Annotated in this window: 22 protein-coding genes and 2 pseudogenes; 19 read left to right on the forward strand and 5 right to left on the reverse strand. The window is 71.1% G+C overall.

The annotated features are described in order from the left end of the window. Window positions 1–85 precede the first annotated feature (85 nt). Window positions 86–823 (forward strand): hypothetical protein, encoded by a 738-nt coding sequence (locus tag ACWC2T_RS15315; RefSeq protein WP_450670847.1) that lies wholly within the window; start codon window positions 86–88, stop codon window positions 821–823. A 116-nt stretch (window positions 824–939) separates the two neighbouring features. Here the strand turns inward: ACWC2T_RS15315 and ACWC2T_RS15320 are convergent, their stop codons facing one another. After that, the gene (locus ACWC2T_RS15320; protein WP_450670920.1) at window positions 940–1,245 is read right to left on the reverse strand and encodes a hypothetical protein; all 306 of its coding nucleotides are present in this window, start codon (window positions 1,243–1,245) and stop codon (window positions 940–942) included. Window positions 1,246–1,506: 261 nt separating this feature from the next. On the opposite strand from ACWC2T_RS15320, the gene ACWC2T_RS15325 reads away from it, so the two are divergent. After that, a complete protein-coding gene (locus ACWC2T_RS15325) occupies window positions 1,507–2,166 on the forward strand; it encodes a HEAT repeat domain-containing protein (RefSeq protein WP_450670848.1) in 660 nt (219 codons plus the stop codon). A 108-nt stretch (window positions 2,167–2,274) separates the two neighbouring features. Here the strand turns inward: ACWC2T_RS15325 and ACWC2T_RS15330 are convergent, their stop codons facing one another. After that, window positions 2,275–2,469 (reverse strand): hypothetical protein, encoded by a 195-nt coding sequence (locus ACWC2T_RS15330; protein WP_450670849.1) that lies wholly within the window; start codon window positions 2,467–2,469, stop codon window positions 2,275–2,277. A 37-nt stretch (window positions 2,470–2,506) separates the two neighbouring features. Then, entirely contained in the window at window positions 2,507–3,124 is a 618-nt protein-coding gene (locus ACWC2T_RS15335; RefSeq protein WP_450670850.1) for a TOPRIM nucleotidyl transferase/hydrolase domain-containing protein, read from the reverse strand. 308 nt (window positions 3,125–3,432) lie between these two features. Here ACWC2T_RS15335 and ACWC2T_RS15340 point away from each other — a divergent pair, with 308 nt between their 5' ends. The 7 genes and pseudogenes from ACWC2T_RS15340 to argS all read left to right on the forward strand — a co-directional run bounded on the left by ACWC2T_RS15340 (window position 3,433) and on the right by argS (window position 11,060). Then, the gene (locus tag ACWC2T_RS15340; protein WP_450670851.1) at window positions 3,433–4,008 is read left to right on the forward strand and encodes an SDR family oxidoreductase; all 576 of its coding nucleotides are present in this window, start codon (window positions 3,433–3,435) and stop codon (window positions 4,006–4,008) included. A 47-nt stretch (window positions 4,009–4,055) separates the two neighbouring features. Beyond that, window positions 4,056–4,268: a hypothetical protein gene (locus tag ACWC2T_RS15345; RefSeq protein WP_450670852.1), complete on the forward strand. Its 213-nt coding sequence runs from the start codon at window positions 4,056–4,058 to the stop codon at window positions 4,266–4,268. A gap of 117 nt (window positions 4,269–4,385) precedes the next feature. Beyond that, window positions 4,386–6,281 (forward strand): molecular chaperone HtpG, encoded by a 1,896-nt coding sequence (htpG, locus tag ACWC2T_RS15350; RefSeq protein WP_450670853.1) that lies wholly within the window; start codon window positions 4,386–4,388, stop codon window positions 6,279–6,281. A 197-nt stretch (window positions 6,282–6,478) separates the two neighbouring features. Beyond that, the gene (locus ACWC2T_RS15355) at window positions 6,479–7,693 is read left to right on the forward strand and encodes a beta-ketoacyl-[acyl-carrier-protein] synthase family protein (RefSeq protein WP_450670854.1); all 1,215 of its coding nucleotides are present in this window, start codon (window positions 6,479–6,481) and stop codon (window positions 7,691–7,693) included. Between the two features lie 494 nt (window positions 7,694–8,187). Beyond that, window positions 8,188–8,835, forward strand: coding sequence for a helix-turn-helix transcriptional regulator (locus tag ACWC2T_RS15360; protein ID WP_450670855.1), 648 nt, complete (start codon window positions 8,188–8,190; stop codon window positions 8,833–8,835). Window positions 8,836–8,984: 149 nt separating this feature from the next. Next, window positions 8,985–9,339: pseudogene (locus ACWC2T_RS15365) on the forward strand (DSD1 family PLP-dependent enzyme); the annotation flags it as partial. A gap of 59 nt (window positions 9,340–9,398) precedes the next feature. After that, window positions 9,399–11,060, forward strand: a complete 1,662-nt coding sequence (gene argS, locus ACWC2T_RS15370) for an arginine--tRNA ligase (protein WP_450670856.1) — start codon at window positions 9,399–9,401, stop codon at window positions 11,058–11,060. Between the two features lie 110 nt (window positions 11,061–11,170). Here the strand turns inward: argS and ACWC2T_RS15375 are convergent, their stop codons facing one another. Next, window positions 11,171–11,965, reverse strand: a complete 795-nt coding sequence (locus tag ACWC2T_RS15375; RefSeq protein WP_450670857.1) for a PIG-L deacetylase family protein — start codon at window positions 11,963–11,965, stop codon at window positions 11,171–11,173. A gap of 102 nt (window positions 11,966–12,067) precedes the next feature. On the opposite strand from ACWC2T_RS15375, the gene ACWC2T_RS15380 reads away from it, so the two are divergent. The 10 genes and pseudogenes from ACWC2T_RS15380 to ACWC2T_RS15425 all read left to right on the forward strand — a co-directional run. Continuing rightward, window positions 12,068–12,619: a YciI family protein gene (locus tag ACWC2T_RS15380; RefSeq protein WP_450670858.1), complete on the forward strand. Its 552-nt coding sequence runs from the start codon at window positions 12,068–12,070 to the stop codon at window positions 12,617–12,619. A gap of 238 nt (window positions 12,620–12,857) precedes the next feature. Further along, the gene (locus tag ACWC2T_RS15385; RefSeq protein ID WP_450670859.1) at window positions 12,858–14,522 is read left to right on the forward strand and encodes an alkaline phosphatase family protein; all 1,665 of its coding nucleotides are present in this window, start codon (window positions 12,858–12,860) and stop codon (window positions 14,520–14,522) included. A gap of 229 nt (window positions 14,523–14,751) precedes the next feature. Then, window positions 14,752–15,324 carry a lamin tail domain-containing protein gene (locus ACWC2T_RS15390; RefSeq protein WP_450670860.1) on the forward strand — a complete coding sequence of 191 codons (573 nt, stop codon included), beginning with the start codon at window positions 14,752–14,754 and terminating at the stop codon, window positions 15,322–15,324. Between the two features lie 262 nt (window positions 15,325–15,586). After that, window positions 15,587–19,726, forward strand: coding sequence for a molybdopterin-dependent oxidoreductase (locus ACWC2T_RS15395; RefSeq protein WP_450670861.1), 4,140 nt, complete (start codon window positions 15,587–15,589; stop codon window positions 19,724–19,726). A gap of 154 nt (window positions 19,727–19,880) precedes the next feature. Continuing rightward, complete coding sequence (locus tag ACWC2T_RS15400) at window positions 19,881–20,903, forward strand: cytochrome c oxidase assembly protein (RefSeq protein ID WP_450670862.1); 1,023 nt, start codon at window positions 19,881–19,883, stop codon at window positions 20,901–20,903. Window positions 20,904–20,969: 66 nt separating this feature from the next. Then, entirely contained in the window at window positions 20,970–21,629 is a 660-nt protein-coding gene (locus tag ACWC2T_RS15405; protein ID WP_450670863.1) for a flavin reductase family protein, read from the forward strand. A gap of 56 nt (window positions 21,630–21,685) precedes the next feature. Further along, the gene (locus tag ACWC2T_RS15410) at window positions 21,686–22,981 is read left to right on the forward strand and encodes an FAD-dependent oxidoreductase (protein WP_450670864.1); all 1,296 of its coding nucleotides are present in this window, start codon (window positions 21,686–21,688) and stop codon (window positions 22,979–22,981) included. A gap of 89 nt (window positions 22,982–23,070) precedes the next feature. Further along, window positions 23,071–23,412, forward strand: coding sequence for a YciI family protein (locus ACWC2T_RS15415; RefSeq protein ID WP_450670865.1), 342 nt, complete (start codon window positions 23,071–23,073; stop codon window positions 23,410–23,412). Continuing rightward, on the forward strand, window positions 23,399–24,637 hold the full coding sequence (locus tag ACWC2T_RS15420) for an RNA polymerase sigma factor (RefSeq protein ID WP_450670866.1): 1,239 nt from the start codon (window positions 23,399–23,401) through the stop codon (window positions 24,635–24,637). The genes ACWC2T_RS15415 and ACWC2T_RS15420 overlap by 14 nt, the downstream gene beginning before the upstream one ends. A 125-nt stretch (window positions 24,638–24,762) precedes the next feature. Continuing rightward, window positions 24,763–25,761, forward strand: a pseudogene (locus ACWC2T_RS15425) (glycoside hydrolase family 127 protein); the annotation flags it as partial. A 39-nt stretch (window positions 25,762–25,800) separates the two neighbouring features. Here ACWC2T_RS15425 and ACWC2T_RS15430 read toward each other — a convergent pair. Then, the gene (locus tag ACWC2T_RS15430; protein ID WP_450670867.1) at window positions 25,801–26,385 is read right to left on the reverse strand and encodes a helix-turn-helix domain-containing protein; all 585 of its coding nucleotides are present in this window, start codon (window positions 26,383–26,385) and stop codon (window positions 25,801–25,803) included. Between the last annotated feature and the right edge of the window lie 83 nt (window positions 26,386–26,468).

Here is a 26,468-nt window from a genome sequence, read left to right on the forward strand (position 1 = left end):
GGCCCGGCGGGGCCCGACCCGCAGGGGACGCTCAACGGGCCCCGGCTGTCCCCTCTACGCCCACCCGACCGGGACAATCCTCGTCATGAACGACGACATGGCTGACGCCCGGAGCCGACTGGCCAGGATCGAGCAGCTGCTGGAGAGTGGCGAACGCGAACTGGTCCCCGCCTGGCGCCGGGCGACCCGCGGTGAGCCGCGCTGGACGGTGACGGCGGTGATCCTGGCGGCCGTCGCCCTGCAGCTGATCCTGCCGCACCGCCTCATCCTCCTCCGCACGGTCTGGGCCCTGCCCGCGTTGGAGTTGGTGCTGCTGGCCGGACTGATCGCGGCCAATCCCCGGCGTGTGGAGCCCGGTACCCGCCTGCTGCGGTACCTGGGCCTGGCCCTGACCGGCGTCATCAGCCTGGCCAACGGCTGGTCGGCGGTCCGGCTCGTGGCGGACCTGGTGAGCGGCAAAGGAGGCGCCGGCGCGGTCCCGCTCCTGCTGACCGGTGGTGTCATCTGGGTGACGAACGTCATCGTGTTCGCCCTGTGGTACTGGGAGTGGGACCGGGGCGGCCCCATGGCCCGGGTCAGGGGACAGCACCAGTTCCCCGACTTCCTCTTCGTGCAGATGCAGAGCCCGGAGCTGGCCCCGCCGGACTGGGAACCGGCGTTCCTGGACTACCTCTACCTCTCCTTCACCAACGCCACCGCCTTCAGTCCGACCGACGTCATGCCACTGTCCCGCTGGGCCAAGATGCTGATGATGCTGCAGTCCTCCGTGTCCCTGGTGACCGTGGTCCTCGTGGTCGCCCGGGCGGTCAACATCCTGAAGTGATCAGGCGCCGTCCGGCCTCCGATACCAGCAAGACGACGGAAGACGACCGTGGACGCCGAAGTTCCCACGACCTTCCTGAATCTGCGCATGACGGCGAGGCGCCCGACGATGCCGGATCAGTTCAGGAACCGGACCAGAACGGCGGCCTCCGCGCGGAGCTGCGATGCCCGGTCGGCCTGTGCGGGGGCCGTGAACTGCGCTGCGAGCGCGAGCCGTTCGTCGACTTCGGCCCGCACGATGTCGGTGATGTGCTGTTCGCTCAGCTCACGCCGGGCAGCCTCCGTGGCACCGACACCGACCGGCACCTGCTCGATGGCCGAGCCGCGCAGTTCGGCCGGGCCCACCGGGACGGCCTCGGCGTTGTCCACGGCGGCAAGCGTGGCCCGCAGGGCGCTCACCGCGACCTTGTCCCGGGAACGCATCGCTTCTCGCAGGGCTTGACGCATGTGAAGGCGCAGAGACATGCCGGTGACCCTATGGTCCGTCCCCGGGATCCTCAACGGAATATCAGCAAGGAGGCTTCCGCCAAGTGTCACATCCTGGCGCGCCGGTTCGTCGGATGTGAAGGGGGCGTTGTCGGTGCGGATGCCTTCGATCAGGCGAGCATGGTGATGCGCACGGCCGTCCCCACGGCAGCGGAAATCTCTTTGCCCGGATTCGCCGCGCACACCCACACTGGGACCATGCTGGGATTCGTCAGGACCGACAGCGAAGCCCTCGTCTCGTGCCTGGGCGACCCCCAACGCACCGCCGTGGCATACCGCGAGCTGCTGCGACGCGGGGAGCACGCGGTGAGTGCCATCCGGGCCGGCCTCCACGACGGGAACCCTGCCGTCCGGGAGGGCTGCTGCCGGCTTCTCGACCACCTGGTCGACACCGACTCGATGGGCGAACTCGTCGCCATGGCCGACGATCCCGACGCCCGCGTCAGGATCGCCGCGTTCCATGCCCTGGCCTGTGACCGGTGCAAGGGCGACACCTGTGCGCCAGGCCCGGACCGGGTGCTCGAACCCGCCCTGCAGCACCTGGCCGCGGACCCCGACCCGCACGTCCGGGCCATGGCTGCCGAGCTCGTCGGCAAGTTCGCCCGCTTAGACGCCCGGGCCGCGGCTGCCCTGAAGGACTCCCATTCCCACGACCCGAGTCCTGCAGTGCGGAAGAAGGCGGGCTGGTACACACCCGGAGGGCCCATCTACGAACGGACTCCATCGCCGAGGTCGCCGAGGACGGACTCCTGGAACGGCTCCGCGCACCCCTCCAGGAGGGCGGCGAAGGCCGCGTCGACGCAGTCAGCAGGGAACCGCCGGGATACGGCAGCCCCGTCCGGTGACGGAATCATGTAGTGGTGCGCCGGGTAAGAGAGTTCTCCCCAGCTTTCCCGGACATGAACACGCATCAGGGTCTGGCCGCACCTCGTGCAGGCGATCCACGGCACGGAGACGAGGCCGGCCTCATCCGGGCCGGCCCCGTTCGCACTTCCCTCGCCGCTGTCGGCAGATCGGCACTCCACGGGCGAGCAACCCGGACACGAGCAGGCAGAGCTCCGCCTCCTGCTCCCCGATGTCCCAGCAGTCCCTGATCTCCTGGGCCTCGGCGACCGGTAGCAGGGCGGCGAGCCGGTTCCAGATCACGACGTCTTCGATCACCCGGCAGACGCTACCGGCCGTATCCACGACGCCGGGGTCAGAGGCTGGTCAGCAGGCCGTCGAGTGGAGCGGGTACCCGGTCGGGGGCAAGAGCCTCGACGAGGACGCGGCCGTGGTGGATCTTGCGCCCCTTCTTCGTGCCGAAGAAGCGCCGCAACTGCTGGTGCGAGGTACGGCCCCGCTGCGCGGGCTGGCGCAGGAAGGTCTGCAGGGAGCGGAGATCGCCCTCCGCCCGGACCAGCTCCTGAACCCGTGTCACGCCCAGTGCGCGGATGAGCTCGTCCTCCAGATCCGCCGCACAGACGAAGAACCCCTGCCGTGCCGAGCCGGCCCGATCCAGGGCGCGGGCGTAGTAGCCGCTTTCCGCCTCGTCGCACAGCCCCGTGAGGCGCAGGCCCAGGCCGGCAGGCCCGAGGAGGCGGGCGAAGCGCCCGACGCTCATCGCACCGCCGATCGGCAGGACGCAGACGCCTTCCGCCGCCAGGTTCCGCGCGCGGCGCACGGCCAGCGCCTCGACCGCTGCGACGTCACTCGGCCCTTCGAGCAGGACGGCCGCCCGGACGGGCAGCAGCGCGGCCAGCTCGCGCGCGGGGTCGCCGGGGCCGCCGGCCGCCCACGCGGTGACCGCCTCCCGGAACGACCCCATGTCAGCCATGAGATGAGTCTGCGCCCTTCCCGGCCACCGCGGCAGGGAATTTCGCCGCCCCTTGATCCTCCGGGTGCGAAACTGTCCTGTGAGACCGCCACGAACCAACTCGGGGAGGATGCATGGCAGTCACCCACTGCGGCGGTTGTGTACTGTGGACGACCGCGTCGAAGCCCACCTCGTGAGCTTTCCCGGCGACCAGGACTTCGCCGCGTACCGGGCGGACCCCGGCGCTCCTCGGCCGCGCCACTGCTGGAATCGCCCGGAGCGGCGATCGAACTCCTCGCCGAGCGGGAAGTGGAGTGACCATGATTCTGGTGACCGGCGCGAGCGGGAACGTCGGCAGCGCTCTGCTCGCTCGCCTTGCCGCCGACGGCGTGCCCGCGCGGGCGGCCTACCGAGATCCGCGGAGGACGGCCCAGGTGATTGAGTCGGGCGGTCACGCGGTCACGCTTGATCTGGCGGTCCCGGAATCGCTCCCGCCAGCACTCGACGGCATCGACACCGTGTTCCTCGTCGGCGCCACGAGCCCCGCCCAGACGACGCACGAACTCAACATGGTGGAGGCCGCCCGTGCCGTGGGTGCCCGAGTGGTCAAGCTGTCGGTCTGGCGGGCCGACGAGGGACTGTCGCCGATCGCCCGGCTGCATCGGCCTGTTGAGCGGGCACTGGTCACGTCGGGGCTGCCCTGGACGATCCTGCGCCCCAACTTCTACCTGCAGAACTTTCTGCGTCAGCCGTCGATCCGCGCGGCCGGTGAGTTCAGCCTGCCCCTGATCAACGCACCCATCAGTTTCGTCGACGTCGGCGACATCGCCGCGTCGCTGCCCGGGTCCTCACCACCGAGGGTCACGACGGCCGCGTCCATGACCTCACCGGGCCCGAGGCACTGACCTACGCCGACGTCGCGGAGGAGTTCTCCCGCATCCTCGGAAGGCCGGTGCGTTACGTGGGCCTGCCCGACGACGAGGCGCGCGCGGCGACGCTGCGTCGCGGGATGCCGGAGTTCCACGTCGATGCCCTGATAGGGGTTGCCCGCGCCTACCGCGACGGCGGCGCCGGCACCGTCACTTCGGCCGTCCCCGACCTCACCGGCCGTGCCGCACTGGGGTTCGCCGCATTCGTGCGCCGGAACCGCGATGTCTTCGGCTGACGAGGTCGGGGGACTGGATCAGGCCACGGCTGTCCGTATCCGGCCATCGCCCTGACATGGTGTTTTACAGTGGGTGGCATCAGTTCCGGCGATAACACCTGTGAGGAATTCGCGAACATGCCGACTGAAACGCTCGAGTTTCAGGTGGAGGCCCGTCAGCTGCTGCAGCTGATGATCCACTCGGTCTACTCCAACAAGGACGTCTTCCTGCGCGAGCTCGTCTCCAACGCCTCCGACGCGCTGGACAAGCTCCGTCTGGAGAAGCTGCGGGACGACTCGCTGGACGCCGACGTGTCCGATCTGCACATCGAGATCGACATCGACAAGGACGCCCGCACCCTCACCGTGCGCGACAACGGCATCGGGATGTCGTACGACGAGGTCGGGCAGCTCATCGGCACCATCGCCAACTCCGGCACCGCACAGTTCCTCCAGGAGTTGCGGGAGGCCAAGGACGCGGCCGGGGCGGAGGGACTCATCGGCCAGTTCGGCGTCGGGTTCTACTCCGGCTTCATGGTGGCGGACGAGGTCACCCTGGTCACCCGCCGCGCCGGCGAGAGCCAGGGCACCCGCTGGACCTCGCGCGGCGAGGACACCTACACGCTGGAGCCGGTCGGCGACGCGCCGCAGGGCACCTCGGTCACCCTCCACCTCAAGCCCGCCGACCCGGAGAACCAGCTCCACGACTACACCTCCCCGTGGAAGATCAGGGAGATCATCAAGCGGTACTCGGACTTCATCACCTGGCCCATCCGGATGGTCCCGGAGCGGGGCGAGGGCGACGAGGCGCCCGAACCCGAAACGCTCAACTCCATGAAGGCGCTGTGGGCGCGGTCGCGTGACGAGGTGTCCGACGACGAGTACCACGAGCTGTACAAGCACATCGGGCACGACTGGCGCGACCCGCTGGAGACGATCCGGCTGCAGGCGGAGGGCACCTTCGAGTTCCAGGCCCTGCTGTTCCTCCCCGCACACGCGCCCCACGACCTCTTCACCCGGGACTTCCGGCGCGGCGTGCAGCTGTACGTCAGGCGCGTGTTCATCATGGACGACTGCGAGGCGCTGCTGCCGCCGTACCTCCGCTTCGTCAAGGGCGTCGTCGACGCGGCCGACCTCTCGCTCAACGTGTCCCGCGAGATCCTCCAGCAGGACCGCCACATCGAGATGATGCGGCGCCGGCTGACGAAGAAGGTCCTGTCCACGGTCAAGGACATGATGGCCAAGGACCGGGACCGGTACGCCACGTTCTGGCGGGAGTTCGGCACCGTCCTGAAGGAGGGACTGGTCACCGACCCGGAGAACCGCGACGCCATCCTCGCCCTCGCGTCGTTCGCGACCACGCACGACGACACCGAGCCGACCACGCTCAAGAGTTACGTGGAGCGGATGAAGGACGGCCAGGACGACATCTACTACCTCACCGGCGAGTCCCGGGGAAGCATCGAGAACTCCCCGCACATGGAGGCCTTCCGGGACCGGGGTATCGAGGTGCTGCTGCTCACCGATCCCGTCGACGAGGTGTGGGCCGACGCCGTCGGCGAGTACGAGGGCAAGAAGCTGCGGTCCATCGCCAAGGGGCAGATCGACCTCGGCGCCGAGGACGCCGCCGCCGAGGGCGAGCGGGAGAAGCAGACCGAGGACTACGCCGGACTGCTCGGCTGGATGAAGGAGCAACTGGACGAGGACATCAAGGAGGTGCGCCTGTCCTCCCGTCTCACCGTCTCCCCGGCCTGTGTCGTCTCCGACGCGGGCGACCTGACCCCGGCGCTGGAGAACATGTACCGCGCGATGGGCCAGGAGGTGCCCCGCGCCAAGCGGATCCTGGAGCTCAACCCGGGCCACCCGCTGGTCAAGGGTCTCAATGAGGCGTACAAGGAGCGCGAGGACCGCACGGGGCTCACCGAGACCACGGAACTCCTGCACGGTCTGGCGGTACTCGCCGAGGGGGGCCAGCCCAAGGACCCCGCCCGCTTCGTCAAGCTGATGGCCGAGCGCCTGGAGCGCGCGCTGTAACCCGGCACCGCCACACGCCGGCGGCCTGCCCCGGGGAGCGGGGCAGGCCGCCGACTGCTTGTGGACATACGACAAGCCGTGGTCGGGAATTTGTGGACTGTCCGTCCTGACTGCCTCTCAACTCGCTGAAATGATCGAGGCGGATACGAGAAGGATCTTGTGGAGATCCCATAAGGTCTCAGTCCTGGGAGGTACGGATGACGGACAGCGGCGAAGTGCTGGTGACGGGTGTCGGTGCGATGACCCCGTTGGGAGGCGACGCGCCCTCGACCTGGGCAGGACTGCTGTCCGGGGTGTCGGGCGTCTCCCTTCTCGACGAGGACTGGGCCGCCGGCCTGCCGGTTCACGTCGCGGCCGGCCTCTCGGTCGACCCCGCCGCGATGCTCCCCAGGGTCGAGGCGAGGAAGCTGGACCGGGGTGAGCAACTCGCCGTGCTCAGCGCACGCGAGGCATGGCAGGACGCCGGCGCCCCTCAGGTGGAGCCGGAGCGGTTCGCCGTCGTCGTCGGCACCGGCACCGGCGGTGTCCTCACCACGCTGGGCCAGGACGACGTCTTCGAGCAGAGCGGCGTACGCCGGTTGTCGCCGTTCGCCGTCCCGATGCTCATGCCCAACGGGCCGGCGGCCCATGTGAGCATGGACCTCGGTGCGAAGGGCGGCGCCCGGACGCCGGTGAGCGCGTGCGCCTCGGGCGCGGAGGCACTCGCCCTCGGCCAGGACCTGATCCGCAGCGGCCGGGTGGACGTCGTCGTCGCCGGCGGCGTGGAAGCCTGTCTGCATCCCTTCACGATCGCCGCCTTCGCCCAGATGAAGGCGCTGTCGACGAGGTCCGGGGACCCGGCGTCCGTCTCCCGGCCCTTCGACTGCGAACGCTCCGGATTCGTGATGGGTGAGGGCGCGGGGATGATGGTCCTGGAACGTCCCGCGTTCGCCCGGTCCCGTGGCGCACGGGTGTACGGAGGCCTCGCGGGCAGCGCCGTCACCTCCAGTGCACACCACATCACCGCCTCCGACGCGGACGGCCAGGTCTTCGCCATCGAACAGGCGCTGCGCGATGCCGGGCTGAGCCGCGAGGACATCGGCGTCGTCCACGCCCACGCCACCTCCACCGAGTCCGGTGACGTGGCGGAGGCGGAGGCCGTTCGCCGGGCCGTCGGCACGCACGCCGTGGTGACGGCGACGAAGTCCATGACCGGCCATATGCTCGGTGCCTCCGGAGCCGTGGGGGCCATGGCCGCTGTCATGGCGCTCAAGGAGGGCATCGTGCCGGCCACCCTCAACCTCGAGAAGATCGACCCGCAGGTCGAGATCGACGTCGTACAGGGCGCCAACCGTACGGGGAGGTGGACGGCGGCACTGGCCAACTCCTTCGGCTTCGGCGGCCACAACGTGAGCCTGGTCTTCACGAGGTGATCACGCCTGGCCCGGGATCCGTACCAGCCCGTCATGACGAGGAGGGCCGCGACCGCGACGAGTGCGAGAAGCGCGCAGCGGTGCGGCAGCCCGCCTCGGGGCAGGAGCCGTAGAGCTGCGGCCGTGCCCGGTGTTTACACGGTCAGGAAGGACCCGGTGGTGAGCAGTACGAGCGGCTGTGGGTCCACGCCGGTGACCGCGGCGGCGGCGACGGCGAGGTACGGACCAGACCCCGCACCTGACCGCCGTCACCGACGCGGTGTGGCGTGTCCTGGCGCAACTGCCCGACCTCATGGCACCGGCGGTGGCACGCGCCGCCCGGGACGGCGCAGGACCACCGGGTCCGGACGGACGGGTCCATACCTCATCCATGGCACAGACGATCAGCGCCCTGGCCGACACCTACCGTTGGGCCGTTGGACAAACACGGAGCCTTACCTAGACTGGGCATCCAGAGATGGAAAATCAGTCTAAGAACTGTTGGAGAGGCTCCCGTGGGCGAGGCGGAGGCTGACGAGCACCTCATCCGTGAGGCCGAGAAGATCGCCGTGGCGCTGGGGCGCATGTTCCCGGGCCTGTGCGAGGTGGTGCTGCACGACCTGCGGAATCCGGAGCACGCGATCCGGGCGATCGAGAACAACCTCTCCGGCCGTCAGGTCGGCGACTCCGCGACGGAGCTGGGCCTGGCCCGCATCGAGGACCCCGACTACCCCAGCGTCATCCAGAACTACCCCAATCAGTTCCCCGACGGCCGCCCCGCGAAGAGCACGTCCATCGGCATCAAGAACGCAGCGGGGGAGTACATCGCGGCTCTCTGCCTGAACCTGGACGTGTCCGTGCTGTCGCCGGTGACCCTCACCCTGTCCAACCTGGTGGCCACGGAGACCGAGCACCACGAGCAGCCCCTGGAGACGCTGCGCGACCGCACCGCCCGCGAGCTGCGTCAGGCGGTGGAGGCCCATGCGGCGGAGCGCGCCGCGACTCCCCGGTCGCTGAGCCGACAGGACAAGAAGGCGCTCGTACGGCAGTTGCAGCGGGACGGCTACTTCGACTCGCGCGATGCCGCGCAGACCATCGCGGACCTGCTGGGCGTGTCCCGGGCGACGGTCTACAACTACGCCAAACAGCAAGGCAGTTCATGATGAGTGCTGCCGCACCCCTCAGAAGAGACATGTCTCTGTGAACCCCCACGCCTCAAGGCCAGGGCCGACCGGCTCGAGGTCACGCTGCGCCCGCACGTGAAGACCGCCAAGAGCCTCGACGCCGCCGCACTCCTGCACTCCGGCACCGCATCGGTCACCGGCTCGAGCACGGGTGGACCATGACCGACGGCGGCTGGATGGCCATGTCGCGCGACCGCGGGACGGCCTCACAGGCCCCAGGACCAGGGCTACGGCCTGGTCACCGACCTCGCAGGAAACCGTATACCAGGCCTGGTCATGACGGCCGCCAGCCAGGAGCACGGCACGCTCACGGCCCGCGACGGCGCCGACCTGCCGCGGGGCACCCGCCTGCGCATCCTGCCCAACCACGCCTGCGCCACCGCCGCCCAGCACCGCGGTTAACACGTCGTCGACGGCACCCCGCCCACCGACGGCCCGGCACCGGCGCTCGAGACCTTCCGGGAACATGTCACCGGCTGGTGAGCACCGGAGCCCGGAAAACCGATGTCGGGAGCGTCGTCGGCTCCGCTAGCGTCGGCCCTGTGACCCCAGCTGATCTCGCGGCCGTCATCTCCGACGGCATCCACACAGCCATCCAGTCCGGACGCATCTCGGCAGAGGTGCCCGAGGACATCCGGGTGGAGCGCCCCCGGCACCGCGGACACGGTGACTACGCGACCAACGTCGCCCTGCAACTCGCCAAGTCCGCGGGCATGCCCGCCCGCGCCGTGGCCGAGGTGCTGGCGCCGCTGGTGAGTGCGGCCGCCGGGATCGCGAAGGCAGAGGTCGCGGGCCCCGGGTTTCTGAACATCACCCTGGAGAGCGCGGCGATCGGCGCGCTGGCCCGGGACATCGTCCTGGCCGGCGACGCCTACGGCCGCACCGACCGGCTGGGCGGCCTGCGGCTCAACCTGGAGTTCGTCTCCGCCAATCCCACCGGACCGGTGCACATCGGCGGAGCCCGCTGGGCGGTCGTGGGCGATGTCCTCGCCCGGCTGCTCGAGGCCGCGGGTGCGGACGTGTCCCGGGAGTACTACTTCAACGACGCCGGCGTGCAGATCGACCGCTTCGTCCACTCCCTGCGCGCCGCCGCGCAGGGCCTGCCGGTGCCCGAAGACGGCTACAGCGGCGCGTACATCGAGGAGATCGCCGACGCCGTGCTGCGTCGGCACCCCGGCGCCCTGGACCTGCCGGAGAGCGAGTGCGCCGCCGTGTTCCGGGCGGTGGGCACGGAGCTGATGTTCGCGGAGATCAAGACGTCGCTCGCCGCGTTCGGAACCCACTTCGACACCTACTTCAACGAGAAGGACCTGCACGACCGGGGGGACCTGGACGCCGCGGTCACCCGGCTGCGCGACGGCGGCCATGTCTACGAGGCCGAGGGCGCCGTCTGGCTGCGCACCACGGACTTCGGCGACGACAAGGACCGGGTCCTGCTGAAGAGCGACGGCACCTGGACGTACTTCACCGCGGACTGCGCCTACTACCTGAACAAGCGCTCCCGGGGCTTCGAACGGGTCGTCATCATGCTCGGCGCCGACCACGCCGGCTATGTCGGCCGGATGCGGGCCATGGCGGCCTGTTTCGGCGACGACCCGGACCGGCACCTGGAGGTCCTGATCGGCCAACTGGTCAACCTGGTCAAGGACGGCAGGCCGGTCCGGATGAGCAAGCGGGCGGGTACGGTCCTCACCCTCGACGACCTGACCGGGGCGGTCGGTGTCGACGCCGCGCGGTACGCGCTGGCGCGGGCCAGCGTGGACACGATGATCGACCTCGACATCGACCTGCTGACCCGGAAGTCGAACGACAACCCGGTCTATTACGTCCAGTACGCGCACACCAGGCCCTGCTCCGTGCTGCGCAAAGCGAAGGAAGCCGGCATCGACAAGGGCGCGCCGGAGGACTTCGACCCCACCCGGCTCACCCATGAACGGGAGGTGGACCTGCTGGGCATGCTGGCCGAGTTCCCGCAGGTCGTCGCCACCGCGGCCACGCTGCGCGAGCCGCACCGGGTGGCGCACTACCTGGAGGCGCTGGCCGGCACGTACCACCGCTTCTACGACGCCTGCCGGGTCCTGCCGCGGGCCGGCGAGGCCCCGGACGACCGTACCGGAGCCCGGCTGTGGCTGACGGAGGCCTGCAGACTGGTGCTGCGCAACGGACTGCACCTGCTCGGCGTCTCGGCACCGGAACGGATGTGAGCCCACCCGGCAACAGGCTCTCGAGCCACGGGCCGAGACCGACGTGACGAGGCCGGCCGGAAGGCGCCGCGTGGTCGGTCGGCAGACTCCGGAGGACAGGCCGGCACGCGCTACGAGGCTGGTCGGAAGATGTCGGCGACGGCGCCGGACGGCGCCGTCGCATGCGCCTCGACGAACCACTCCCGGCCGAACAGCCACCCGAACACAGGGGCCGGAACCCGCACCAGCACCCTCATCACCGGAGCGACCCGGCCCGCACCCGACACCTGTGAACGATGAGCGGCGAGAGCCGCCTGCTTCCGCGCCACGAACCGCCGGACGTCCACGGTGTGGGTGATGGCCGCGCGCGGGGTGTAGGCGGTGCGCACCAGGTCCGCGTCGAACCGGAACGGGATCCTGAGCACACGCACCAGCTTCACCAGGCGCGCCACCACATCGCGTGGGATGGTCGCCTCCAGCACACGGGGCACGCCCGCGAGGTCGGCGGCACGCCTGCCGACCTCGTGCACCCTGACGTGGTCGCGGTGGCCGTACCCGCCGCGCGCGTCGTAGCTGAGGAGCAGGCTCACCTTTTCCTCGCGGAGGATGGCGGCCAGCCGCTCGGCCGCCTCCTCCGCGTCCGCCCGCACGAAACGTGTCCGGTCCGGCGGATCCGGATAGAGCACCGCACCGTGGCCGCTGTCCGCGTATCCCAGATGCGCCACGCGCTGCACGCCCAGCACGGCAGCGCTCGCCCGAAGCTCGTCCAGCCGTGGCGCCCCGCCTTCCGGCACGGCACCCATGAGTCCGTCCGTCGCCACCACGATCACCACGCGGTGCCCCTCGGCCACGGCTCGCGCGAGCGTGCCTCCCGTCAGGAACACCTCGTCGTCCGGATGGGCATGAAAAGCCAACACGGTTGCCATGACCCCATCCTGGACCACCAGCCCGGTTCGTCTTCGACGCACTCATCGCCGAGCAGTGAAAACAGATGTGCTGCCGCCCCCCGGAACCGACACACTGCGGGCATGGAGTTCTTCTGCTACCACCGCGATCGGCAAGGCTCCCTGGCGCTGCGCAGGGAACTGCTGGAAGCGCACTGGTCGTACATGGACCGGTTCGACAAAGAGATGATCGCCCGCGGCCCGACCCTCACCGGCGACGGTGAAGTGCCCACCGGCAGCGTGCACATCGTCGACCTGCCGGATCCCGCCGCCGCCCGCGCCTTCGCCTTCGACGAGCCCGGCTACCAGGCCGGTGTGTACCGTGACGTCCTGCTGCGCCGATGGCGCAACATGCTGGGGCGCACCATGTGGGACTTCCCCGGAGGGCGGACCGGCGGCCGGCGGTATCTCGTGCTCGGCCTTGGTCAGGGCCAGGCCGCCGACCTCGCCGTGCCACCGGACCGGAACGAGCTGATCGCATACGGGCCCCTGCTGTCCGACGACGGCACCAGCTGGCTGGGTACGGCAGCGCTGGTCAGGGCACCGGATCCGGAGGCGGCACGTGCCGTGCTGACCGTGGGCCGGTACACCGACATCGAGGTCCACCACTGGCAGTTCGGCGGACGGCCGTCATGAACCGCCGTTGAGGCGGTGACCACCGCGCGCCCGGCAGACACCGCCCGGCGCACAGCTCGATCCCCGCGCGGCGGCTGTGGCCTGAGCGAAGGTCAGAGGGCGGAAGACTTTGCCTGGCCCGATGCGTTTCTTGGGCTGAACGCGGTATGACGGTCCGATTGCGTACATGTTCCGGCTCTCGGATGTCGGTGCACCCCCCGCAGCCTGTCGCCGACTCGACACAGTCCGAGGAGAAGTCATGTCCCGACGCCCGGCCCACCCCGCACGATCCGCCACCGCGGCCGCCGCCGCGCTGGCCGCGGTCGGCGCGCTCACCGCCGCGGCCGCGCCCGGCCCGGCGTACGCCTCCGCCCACCCGCACCGGGCTGCCCGGCACGTCCTGCTGCTGTCCGTCGACGGTCTGCACCAGTCCGACCTCGCCTGGTACATCGCCCGCCACCCCCACTCGGCGCTCGCCCGGCTCACCGCCGGCGGCGTGCAGTACACCCACGCGGCGACCACCAACCCCTCCGACTCCTTCCCCGGCATGGTCGGCCAGCTCACGGGCGGCGACCCGGGCACCACGGGCGTCTACTACGACGACACCTACAGCTCCGCCCTCCTGCCGGCCGGTACGACGAAGTGCACCGGCGCCAAGCCCGGCGCCGAGGTCGACCTCACCGAGGACCTGGACAAGAACCCCGACTCTCTCGACGCCGGCCAGGGGCTGAGCGGCCTGCCCGGCAGCATCCTGCAGATGACCGGCGACCCCGCCCGCCTCCTCGACCCGTCGAAGCTGCCGGTCGACCCCAAGACCTGCAAACCGCTCTACCCGCACTCCTACCTGCGCGTGAACACCGTCTTCGACGTGGTCCGCACGGGCGGCCTGCGCACCGCGTGGTCCGACAAGCACGCCGCCTACGACATCCTCAACGGCCCCTCCGGCAAGGGCATCCAGGACCTGTTCACGCCCGAGATCAACAGCAAGGCCATCGGGTACGCCGCGGGTGACTGGACGAAGGACAACGCCGCGACCGAGCAGTACGACGGGTACAAGGCGCAGGCCGTGCTCAACGAGATCGACGGCTACGACCACGGCCGTACCCACAAGGTCGGCACCCCTGCGGTCTTCGGCATGAACTTCCAGTCCGTCTCGACGGCACAGAAGCTGCCCAACTCCGATGGCATGACGGGCGGTTACGCAGCCAAGGGGGTGCCCGGCCCGCTTCTGGTGAAGAACCTCGACTACGTGGACCAGCAGGTCGGCGCCTTCCTCACCGAACTGCGCAAGCAGCACCTCGCCGACAGCACCACCGTCATCCTGTCCTCCAAGCACGGACAGTCGCCCACCGACCCCAGGGCACTGACCCGCATCGACGACGGCCCGCTGCTCGACGGCCTCAACTCCGCCTGGAAGGCCGCCCACCCGGGCTCCGGCGACCTGGTCGCCCACGCGGTGGACGACGACGCCATGCTGATCTGGCTCACCGACCGCTCCCGCGCCGCCACCGACTTCGCCAAGGCCTATCTGCTCGCCCAGTCCGGCACGGGCAACGACATCGACGGCAAGGCCAGGCCCTTCACCGCGAGCGGTCTGCAGACGCTCCACGCGGGTGCGGACGCCGCCCGGTACTTCCACGCCGCGCCGGGCGACTCCCGCGTGCCCGACCTGGTCGGCGTCACCCAGTACGGCGTCGTCTACACCGGCGGCAAGGGCAAGATCGCCGAACACGGCGGCGCCCACGCCGACGACCTCGACGTGCCGCTCGTGGTCTTCGGCGCCGCCACCCCGCACGGCGTCCGCGTCGACGGTCCGGTGCACACCACGCAGATCGCCCCGACCATCCTGCGGCTGCTGGGCTTCGACCCGCGGGACCTGGACGCGGTCCGCATCGAACACACCCGGGCCCTGCCCGTGCGCTGACCCCGCTGTTGGCCACATACGGCTGATACGGCACGAAAATTCCTTATTCAGGATGTAAACGGTCACTACGGCGGAAGTTATGGATTGCTGCTGGATCCGTAATGCCGTGCGCGTTACCCGCGCAAAACGGGGCGAAGGTTGCAGGGTGGGGCTGGGCGGCCGACCGGTCGCCGACTCGCGCATCCTCGCGAAGGGGGACTTTGTGTCCGCTTCTTCTTCCGTCCGCCGTATGACCGCTGCCGCTGCCGTGGCCGCTGCCGTGGTCGGCGCCGTGGCGCTCCCGGCCGCGGCCGCCGGCCACCAGCCGGGCCGTACGCAGCAGGCAGTGGTCCGCATCAGCGGCGTACAGCATGCCTGGCAGGGCCGGGACGACCGTTCCAACCGCTCGCTGAACAAGCAGTGGGTGGACATCACGAACAACTCCCGCCGGGCGGTGAACCTGGACAGCTGGACGCTGTCGGACCGGGACGGCCACACCTACACCTTCCGTCACGTGCAGCTCGCGGGCCGGGCCACCGTCCGTGTGCACACCGGGGTCGGCCGGGACACCAGGACCGACCTCTACCAGGACCGCCGTACGCGCGAGTGGGACGTCAACGCCGACACCGCGACCCTGCGTGACGCCCGCGGCCGCGTCGTCGACGCCTTCTCCTGGGGGCGCAGCCACCGCGCCGCGGACATGGGCCACCATGACGGGGCCGGCCGGCAGCACACCGGATTCCGTCACCACCGCGGCGTCGGCCACTTCCTCCACACCGTCGTCGACCACCACGCCGAGCACGTCGTCAGCCACCGCCACTGACCCGTCGGCCCGCGGCCCGCGCCCCGGGTCCACTCCCGCCGGCACATCTGCGCGGTTCCAGCCCCGGACGGCCGCCCGACCGACCGACCGGGGCTGTCCCCTGCCCGGCCGGCATCCCCCGGCTCCGCGCTCACACCCTGCTCCCGAGCCCTGTGCGCCGGGTGTAACCCCTGCTGATCAGGCGCGGAGACACCTCCGTAATGAGCGGTTCGTACGGTCACGAGGAGTCAGATCAGATCGAGCACAGCAGAGGGAGGCGCCCGTGACCGCGCCGGGCTCGCGGAGCGAGGGCACGACGAAGGTGCGGACGGTCTGCTCGTACTGCGGTGTGGGCTGCGGCATGGTCCTCGACGTCGGCAGGGGACCGGACGGGCGGCGTACGGTCCTGAAGGCGACGGGAGACAAGGAACACCCGGCGAACTTCGGCCGGCTGTGCACCAAGGGCGCGACCACCGCGGACATGCTCGCCGCCCCGGGCCGGCTCACCACCGCCCTCGTCCGGCCGGACCGCGGCGAGGAGCCACAGCAGGCGGCCCTGGCGGCCGCCGTCGCCGAGACCGCCCGTCGGCTGCGCACGATCATCGCCGAGCACGGCCCCGACGCCGTCGCCCTCTACGTCTCCGGGCAGCTGAGCCTGGAGGCGCAGTACCTGGCGAACAAGCTGGCGAAGGGCTTCATCCGCACCAACCAGATCGAGTCGAACTCCCGGCTGTGCATGGCGAGCGCCGGCACGGGTTACAAGCTGTCGCTCGGAGCGGACGGGCCGCCCGGCTCGTACCAGGACTTCGACAAGGCCGACGTGTTCCTCGTCATCGGCTCCAACATGGCCGACTGCCACCCGATCCTCTTCCTGCGGATGATGGACCGGGTGAAGTCGGCGGGCGCCAGGCTGATCGTCGTGGACCCGCGGCGCACCGCCACGGCGGACAAGGCCGACCTGTTCCTGCAGATCAGGCCCGGCACCGACCTCGCCCTGCTCAACGGGCTGCTGCACCTGCTGCACGCAAACGGCCACACCGATCCCGACTTCATCGCCGCGCGTACCGAGGGCTGGGAGGAGATGCCCGCCTTCCTCGCCGACTACCCGCCCGCCACCGTCGCCGGGATCACGGGGATCCCGGAGGACGACATCCGCGAGGCCGCCCGGCTGATCGGCGAGGCGGGGGAGTGGACGAGCTGCTGGACGATGGGCCTGAACCAGTCTACGCACGGCACCTGGAACACCAACGCCCTGGTCAACCTGCACCTCGCCACCGGCGCGATCTGCCGCCCGGGCTCCGGCCCCTTCTCCCTCACCGGCCAGCCCAACGCCATGGGCGGCCGGGAAATGGGCTACATGGGCCCTGGGCTGCCCGGGCAGCGCTCGGTCCTCGTCGACGCCGACCGCGCCATCGTCGAGGAGCTGTGGGAGCTTGAGCCGGGCGCCCTGCGGGCCGACGGCGTCGGCAGGGGCACGGTCGAGATGTTCCGGAAGATGGCCGACGGGGACATCAAGGCGTGCTGGATCATCTGCACCAACCCGGTCGCCTCCGTCGCGAACCGCAAGACGGTCATCGAGGGCCTGGAGGCCGCCGAATTCGTCGTCACCCAGGACGTGTTCGCCGAGACGGAGACGAACGCGTACGCCGATGTCGTCCTGCCCGGCGCGCTGTGGACCGAGACCGAGGGCGTCCTGGTCAACAGCGAGCGCAACCTCACCCTGGCCCGGCCGGCCGCCGATCCGCCCGGTGAGGCGACGGCGGACTGGCGGATCATCGCCGCCGTGGCCCGGGAGATGGGGTACGAGAAGGGATTCGCGTACGACAGCGCCGAGGAGGTCTTCGAGGAGATCAAACGCGCCTGGAACCCGGCCACCGGCTGGGACCTGCGCGGGGTGAGCTACGCGCGGCTGCGGCAGGCGCCCGTGCAGTGGCCGGCGGCGAGCGCCGACGGCCCCGACCGCAACCCGATCCGGTATGCCGGCGAGGACGGAACGGCCGGTTCGCCCACCTTCCCGACCGCGAGCGGCCGCGCGGTCTTCTATGCCCGCCCGCACATCCCGGCGGCGGAGATGCCCGACGACGACTACCCGTACGTGCTCAACACCGGCCGCCTCCAGCACCAGTGGCACACCCTGACCAAGACGGCCAGGGTGGCCAAGCTGAACAAGCTCAACCTCGGCCCCTTCGTGGAGATCCACCCGCAGGACGCGGCCCAACTGGGCCTGGCCGAGGGGGACTCGGTGGAGGTCGCCTCACGGCGCGGGCGAGCCGTGCTGCCCGCGGTCGTCACCGACCGGGTGCGGCCGGGCTGCTGTTTCGCACCGTTCCACTGGAACGACCTGTTCGGCGAGTACCTCAGTGTCAACGCCGTGACGAACGACGCGGTCGACCCGCTGTCGTTCCAGCCCGGGTTCAAGATGTGCGCGGTGTCGCTGACCAAGGCGGCCACCGCGGTCACGGTGAGGACTCCCGCCCCGGTGGGCGCTCTCGCCACCGCCTCCACCGCGGACACCCCGCCTCCCGCGACCCTGTCCACGGCCCCCGCAGCCGCCCCGTTCGGGCTGGACCCCGCGCCGCCACCGGTCCTGGACGAACACGAACGCCCCTATCTGAGAGGCTTCCTCGCCGGCATCCCGTCCGGCGCACCGGGCGTACCGGTCCTGCCGCCGGACGCCCCGTTCAGCCCGGAGCACGCCCTGTGGGTGAACGGCGTACTGGCCGGGATGTACTCCAGGACCGAGGCCACGCCGGCCCCCGCCCGCGGCACCGGCGGCACCGCGCAGCCGGTCACCGACTCCGCCCGCCGCCAGGTCGTGATCCTGTGGGCCTCCCAGACCGGGAACGCGGAGGACTTCGCGACCGCCGCAGTGGAGCGGCTGACCGCCCGCGGCCATACCGCCACCCTCCTGCCCATGGAGCAGGCGGACCCCACCGCGCTGCCGTCCGACTCCGACCTGCTGCTCATCACCAGCACCTTCGGCGACGGCGACGCCCCGGACAACGGCGTCGGCTTCTGGCACGCCCTGGCCTCGTCCGACGCCCCGCGCCTCAAGGGCAGGCGCTACGCCGTGCTGGCCTTCGGCGACTCCTCCTACGACGACTTCTGCGGCCACGGCCGCCGCCTCGACCGGCGCATGGAAGAGCTGGACGCGACCCGGCTGACCCCGCGCACCGACTGCGAACCCGACTACGAGACCGCGGCCGAAGCCTGGCTCGACCAGGTGCTCACCGCGCTGAAGAGCGGCGAGCAGCCGACGCCCGCCCCGGTACCCACCGCCCCCACGGCACCCCGGCCGGGCCGTCCCGCCCCCGTCACCGCCCGGCTCACCGGCAACCGCCTGCTCAGCCTGCCCGGCGCGGGCAAGGAAGTCCGCCGCTTCACCTTCGACACCCGCGACAGCGACACCCCGCTGGTCTACGAGGCCGGGGACGCGCTGGCCGTACACCCGGTGAACGGCCCGGACCTGGTGACGGAGTGGCTCGCCGTGACCGGCCTGGACGCGGACGCGGCCGTTGAGGTCAAGCACGCCGGGCAGGTGCCGTTCGCCGAGGCCCTGCGGCGCCACCTGGACATCACCCGCATCACTCCCGGCCTGCTGCGCTTCGCCGCCGACCGGGCCCGTGACCCGCGCGAGCTGCGCAAGCTCCTACGGCCGGACAACAAGGGCGAACTGGCGCAGTGGTCCTGGGGACGCCAGGCCGTCGACGTGGTCGCCGAGTTCGGGATCCGGGCGGGGGCACAGGAGTGGGCCGAGCTGCTGGGGTGCCTGCAGCCCCGCCTGTACTCCATATCCTCCAGTCCCCTCACGGACCCCCATCTGGTCTCGCTGACCGTCTCCGTCGTCCGGTACGAAAACTTGGCCGGTCGGCCCCGCCAGGGCGTCTGCTCGCCCTTCCTCGCCGACGCCGCGCCCGGCGCCCCGGTGCCGGTCCGCGTCCAGCCGGCACCGCACTTCCGTCCGCCCGCCGACCCCGCCACACCGGCGGTCATGGTGGGCCCCGGCACGGGCATCGCGCCGTTCATCGGCTTCCTTCAGGAGCGCCGGGCCCGCGGCCACCGCGCCCCGAACTGGCTCTTCTTCGGCGAACAGCACCGCGCGACGGACTTCTACTACGAGGAGGAGCTGACCGCGTTCCTGGCCGAGGGCACGCTCACCCGCCTGGACACCGCCTTCTCCCGCGACCAGCGGACCAAGGTCTACGTCCAGGACCGGATGCGCGAGCACGGGCCGCTGCTGTGGTCCTGGCTCCGCGACGGCGCCCACGTCTACGTCTGCGGCGACGCCTCGCGCATGGCCAAGGACGTCGACCAGGCTCTCCGCGAGATCGCCGTCGTCCATGGCGGCCTGGACGAGGCGGAGGCCGCGGCCTACGTCAAGCAGCTCGCGACCGAGAAGCGGTACGTACGGGACGTGTACTGACCCGGCCCGTACGAGCGCGGGTCCCCGTCGCTTCCCGGATTTCATCCCGGCGTGCGGCACCCCGATGCCTACCTTCGAGCCGCGGGGGACTAGCGTCGTGCCGTCATGGATCCGAGCCGGTTCTTCCCTGTCGAGCCGAAGGAGGACGATCTGCATGGATGGTCACGCGATGACCGAACTGCCGGCCGGCCAGCTCCCCGAGCTGACCACGGGACGTCTGCTGTCCACGTGGCACCTGGACGTCCCCGCGCTGCTGCTGGTCATCGCCCTGGGCGCCCTCTACGGCTGGGGCGTCGCGCGGCTGCGCGGGCGCGGCGCGCCCTGGCCGCCCGCCCGGGTCCTCGCGTTCGCGCTGCTCGGCCTGGGCGCGCTGGTGGTGGCCACGATGTCCGCCCTGGCTGTCTACGATCATGTGCTGTTCTGGCCCGCCGCCGTGCAGAACATCCTGCTCGACCTCGTCGCACCCCTGGGCCTGGCCCTCGGAGATCCGCTGCGGCTCGCCTTCGAGGCACTGCCGGAGGGCGCCGCCGGACGAGTGCGCCGGGCCATGTCCGGCCGCCTGGTACGCGTGCTGACCTTCCCGCTGGTCAGCACGGCCCTGGTGCTCGGCACCGAGCTGACGGTGTACTTCACGCCGTACTTCGAGACCGCCCTGCGCGTGGGCTGGCTGCACGAGCTGATGTATCTGCACCTGCTCGTGGCCGGCTGTCTGTTCGTCGTACCGGTACTGACCCACGAAGAGGCGCTGCCCGCCTGGTGCACCCACCCGGTGCGAGCGGCGCTGGTGTTCGTGGACGGCATCGTCGACGCCGTCCCGGGGGTCGTGGTGATGACGCACAGTACGCTGATCGCGGGCGCCTGGTACCTGCACCACGCGCCGAGCTGGTCCCCCGACGTCCAGCACGACCAGCAGATCGGCGGCGGTGCGATGCTGAGCATCGCCGAGCTGGTCGCGTTGCCCTTCCTGCTGGCGCTCCTGTTCCAGTGGGCGCGGGCGGAGCGGGCCCACGCCGCGGTCCTCGACCGCCGCCTCGACGCGGAACTGGCCCCTGTCGCGGCACCGTCCCCGTCCCCGGACCAGGGGCAGGCGGCCGCTGCCGAACGGGTACGCCCCTGGTGGGAGACCGAGCAGAACGAGGTGGCCGCGAGGATCCGGAACCAGCACCGGGAGCACTGAGCCTGCCATGATCGCGTGTGCACCGTTCGGCGCCCGCCGAACGGCCGGCACTCTACGGTCGGCCGTATGGACACCGCACCGCGCCGGGCCGGTCACCACGCCGGCCACCTGACCATCACCCCGAGCATCCTCTACTTCGGCACCCCCGTCGTGCTGCTGACCACGGAGAACGCCGACGGCACGGCCAACCTGGCGCCGATCTCGTCGGCCTGGGCGCTGGGGCAGGTGGTGGTGCTGGGGCTCGGACGGCAGGGCCAGACCGGTGCGAACCTGGCGGCCCGGCCCGAGCTGGTGATCAGTCTGCCCGAACCCGGGCAATGGGCGGCCGTCGAGCGCCTGGGGGAGCTCACCGGCCGGCCTGAGGCGGCCGGGCACGGCCCCCGCCGCGCCCGTTATGAGCCGGACAAGTTCGCCGCAGCGGGCTTCCGGGCCCAGGCCTCGCAGACGGTCCGGCCGCCGCGGGTGGCCGAGTGCCCGATCCAGCTGGAGGCGCGGGCGGTCCGCGTGGGAACCGACGTCGCCGGGGACTTCCTGATCGTCGAGGCCCGGGTGCTGAAGGTCCACGCCGACCCCCGCCTGGTGGTCCCCGGAACCCAGCACATCGACCCTGCGTCCTGGAGCCCGCTGATCTACAACTTCCGGCACTACTTCGGTCTCGGCCCCGAGCTCGGCCACAGCCGCGTCTCCGACACGCCCGGCAGGAGCGCCGTGCCCTCCGCCCGCTGAGGAGTAAAATATTCAGCGAGTGGTGAATTAATGGTCTCGTGAAGGGCAGGACTGCCATGGAACAGACCACGTGCTGCGTCGTCGGAGGCGGCCCCGCGGGCATGGTGCTCGCGCTGCTGCTGGCCCGGTCCGGTGTCCCGGTCACGGTGCTGGAGAAGCACGGCGACTTCCTGCGCGACTTTCGCGGCGACACCGTCCACCCCTCGACCCTGGCGCTGCTGGACGAGCTCGGTCTTGCCGAACGCTTCGCCGAGCTGCCGCAACGCCGGGTCCGCACCGTCCAGCTGCCGATCGGGACCGGCGGCTCGGCGGTCACGGTCGGGGACCTCTCGGTCCTGCGCGGTCCCTACAACTACGTGGCGATGGTGCCCCAGTGGGACCTGCTGGACCTGCTCGCGGACGAGGCCCGGCGCGAGCCGTCCTTCGAACTGCGGATGAACACGGAGGCCACCGACTTCCTGATCGAATCCGGACGGGTCAACGGAGTGCGCTACCGCACCGCCGACGGCCGCACCGGCGAACTGCGTGCCCTGCTCACCGTCGCCTGCGACGGCCGCGGATCACTGGCCCGCTCCCGCCCGGAACTCCGCCTGCGCCGCTTCCCCTGCCCGATGGACGCCTGGTGGTTCCGGCTGCCGCGCCGCGAGAGCGACCCGCAGGGGCTCTACGGCAGCGCCGGTGACCGCTTCCTGACCGCGATGATCGACCGCGGCGACTACTGGCAGTGCGCCGGCATCATCCCCAAGGGCACCGACACCCAGCGCCGCGCCGCCGGTCTCGACCGCTTCCTGGCCGATCTCACCGCCGCCGTCCCCTGGATCGCCGACCGCGCCCACGCCCTGCGCTCGTGGGACGAGGTCAAGCTCCTCGACGTACGCCTGGACCGCTTGCGCCGCTGGCACCGCCCAGGCCTGTTGTGCATCGGCGACGCCGCGCACGCGATGTCCCCGATCTTCGGCATCGGCATCAACCTCGCCGTCCAGGACGCCGTGGCCGCCGCCCGCTACCTCACCGAGCCACTGCTCCGCGGGAGAGTGGAACCACGTGACGTGCGCCGTCTGCAGCGCCGTCGGCGTCCCACCACGGTCGCCACACAGGCCCTCCAGCGGGTGGCCCACGCCCGGATCATCGCTCCGGTCCTGCAGGGCCGGCCACCCCTCGGACGTGAGAAGAGGGCCCGGCGCGCGGCACGCCTGCTCGCCGAGTCCCGGTGGCTGCGCAGGGTGCCCGCGTACTTCATCGGCTACGGCGCCCTCAGGGAACGGCCGCCGGACTCGGCCCTCCGCCGGGCACGGCCGGGCTCCGCGGCGCCGCCCGACGAGACGGAGACCGCCGCCGAGGTGTCTCCTTGAAATTGCCGGGACGTCCCTGTCCCGTCGGCGTCGGCTCGTTCGTCGTGAAGGTAAACACGCAGACAGGCAGGACGACCGAGGAGGACACCATGAAGTACGTACTGCTGCTGACCCGCGGCTCCTGGCAGGAGGAGAGCTCCGACCAGGAGCAGGCGGAGGTGTTCGGCGGGATCGTGGAATGGTTCACGAAGTACCGTGCCGACGGGACGATCGTGGAGGCGAACCAGCTGCAGGAACCCGGCACCGCCACGACGGTCGTGGTCGAGCGGGGCCGCTCCACCATGATCGACCGCCCGCTGCTGGAGGCCAAGGAGGCGATCGGCGGGTACGCGATCGTCGAGGTGCCCGACCTGGACGCCGCCCTGAAACTGGCGGCGAGCTTCCCGGTGCCCGACGGCAAGGTGGAGGTGCGGCCGATTGTCGAGCGCTGACCCGGCAGGCGCCCGGGAGACCCGGTCGCTGATCGAGCGGGTCTTCCGCGAGGAGGCGGGCCGGCTGACCGCCGCCCTGGTCCGCCTCGTGGGCGACTTCGACCTGGCCGAGGAGATGGTCGGCGAAGCCGTCGTCGAGGCGCTGCGGCGCTGGCCGGACAGCGGCCCGCCCGAGCGGCCCGGAGCCTGGCTGCTGACCTGCGCGCGCAACAAGGCCCTCGACCGCATCCGCCGCGAGGCCCGCTTCCATGACCGGCTCCCGCAACTCGCGGCCCGGATCGAGGCGCTGCCCGAGACGGCCGTGCGCGAGCCCGACGACCGCCTGCGGCTCATCTTCACCTGCTGCCACCCGGCACTGGACCCGGACGCCCAGGTCGCGCTGACCCTGCGGGCCGTCGTGGGCCTGACCACCACCGAGATCGCGCGGGCGTTCATGGTGCCCGAAGCCACCCTCGCCAAGCGGGTGACCCGGGCCAAACGGAAGATCGCCACGGCCGGCATCCCCTACCGCGCGCCCGAGCCCGAGGAGCGGGCCGCACGACTGCCCCAGGTCATGCGCGTGGTCTACCTCGTCTTCAACGAGGGCTGCTTCACCACCGGGGGAGACCTGGGAGTACGGCGGGAACTGGTCGACGACGCCGAATGGCTCGCCGCCCTGCTCGCCGGCTCACTGCCCAACGAGCCTGAACCTCTCGGCCTGCTCGCCCTCATCCGCCTGTACGCGGCCCGCTGGCCCGCCCGCCTGGACACCGAGGGGCGGCTGATCCCGCTCGCCGATCAGGACCGTACCCGATGGGACACCGGGCGCATCCGCAGCGCCACCGCCCTCATCGAGCGGGCGGCCAGGCTCGGCAGGCCGGGCCCGTACCAGATCGAGGCCGCGATCGCCGCCGTACACTGCGAGGCACCTGGCTGGAAGGACACCGACTGGCCCCAACTCCTCCGGCTGTACGACATGTTGCTGGCCGTCGACCCCTCACCGGTCGTGCGCCTGAACCGCGCCGTAGTGCTCAGCCACACCGCCGGACCGGCCACCGCGCTGGCCCAAGTGGACGCTCTGGCCGACCAGTTGGACCGCTACCACCTGTTCCACGCCACCCGCGCCGCACTCCTGCGCGACCTTGGCCGCGACACAGAGGCCACCGAGGCCGACCGCCAGGCCCTCCACCTCACCACCAACCCCGCCGAACGCTCCCTGCTCACCGCCCGCCTGGGGTATCGATGAAGGGGAGGGCCTTGGCCTCGCGTTCGTCGGAGGCCCAGCCGGAAGCCCACCGCAGCTGTCCGCCCAGGCGGCCCTCACCTCCGGTGGGAGTCCGATCACCGAACACCCAGCGCTGCCTTGGCCGGGAGGACTTCGGCGACCCGTACGAACTGCCCAACGAGCGCGCTTACTGCGAGACCTTTGCCGCCATCGCCTCCGTCCAGTGGAGCTGGCGCATGGCCCTGCTCACCGGCGAGGCCCGTTACTCTGGCCTGATCGAACGCACCCTCTACAACGGCTTCCTGGCCGGGGTGTCGCTGGACGTGGAGCGCTGGCTGTACGTGAACCTGCTCCACGTCCGCGACGGCCACACCGACCCCGGCGGCGACCAGTCGGTCCGCCGCACCCGCTGGTTCCGCTGCGCCTGCTGTCCGCCCAACGTCATGCGCCTGCTGGCGAGCCTGGAGCCCAACCTCGCCACGAGCGACGAGGCCGGCCTGCAGATCCACCAGTACGTCAGCGGCCGGTACCACGCCGGTCCGTACGCCGTCCGAGCCGAGACCGACTACCCGTGGCACGGCACCATCGCCCTCACCGTCGACCGGAGTCCGGCCGACCGTCCCTGGACGCTCTCGCTGCGCATTCCGCAGTGGTGCCAGGATGTCCGGATCCGGTGCGGGGACCGGACGTACGACCGGACCGACGCTCCCGTCACCGAAGGCTGGCTGCGCCTGGAGCGCACCTGGGAGCCCGGCGACCGGATCGTCCTGGAGCTCGGCCTCGAGCCCAGGCTCACCTCGGCCGACCCCCGGGTGGACGCCGTACGCGGCTGCCTCGCGATCGAGCGCGGCCCGCTCGTGTACTGCGTGGAGCAGGCCGACCACCCCGGCGGCGGACTGGACGCCATCGTCCTCGACACCAGCCGGCCCCTCGCCGTGAAGCACCGCCCGGACCTGCTCGGCGGCATCACCACGGTCGTGGCCGCGGGCCGGCGGCGGCATATTCCCGACGCGGGCTGGTGGCCGCACACCCCCGCCGCCCCCGGCCCGCAGGGTGGCGACCCCGTCGAACTCATCGCCATCCCCTACTACGCCTGGGCCAACCGCGAGGACGGCAGCATGCTTGTCTGGCTGCCCACCTCCTGAACGACGAGTACGCCCCCGGATGCCGGCCGGGGGCGTACTTCACATGGTGGTGGCGGGGCCGGGCGGCAGGTGGACCGTCATGATCAGATGGCAGGTCTCGGTGCCGGCGCCGCGGTAGGTGTGCGCGGTGTCGCCGTCGAACGTGGCGGTCTGGCCGGCGGTGACGGTGTGTTCCGCGCCGCCGACGATCAGGGTCATACGGCCCGAGGTGACGCTGACGGTTTCCACGACACCGGCCTGGTGGGGGTGGCTGGGATACTCCTCGTCCGGTTCCAGCCGCCAGCGCCAGACCTCGACCGGGGCGGGGCCGGAGGTCGTCAGCATGAGGCGGGCCTCACCCCCGCGGTCCCCGGTCCACAAGGGAGCCACGTCGTCGCTGGACACGACACGGACGCGCCCTTCGGGCGGGCCCTGCATCAGCGCGGACACCGAGATGCCGAGGGTGTCGGCCAGCCGGACCAGGGTGGCCAGGTTGGGGTTGCCCTGGGCCTTCTCCAGTCCCACGAGGGCGCCCTTGCTGACCTGGGCGCGCCGGCTGAGTTCGTCCAGGGACAGCCCGGCGCGGAGGCGGGCCGCCCGGACGTTGTGCGCGACCGACCGCAGGGCGGCGGCTGTCTCGGCCACCTGATCACCGTCCTTACCTATGCCTTGAGTACTGGAATGTACTGCACGGTCGTTTGATTGACACGAGATGGTCGATCCGTTGT

It is taken from the genome of Streptomyces sp. NPDC001393, from assembly GCF_053597455.1.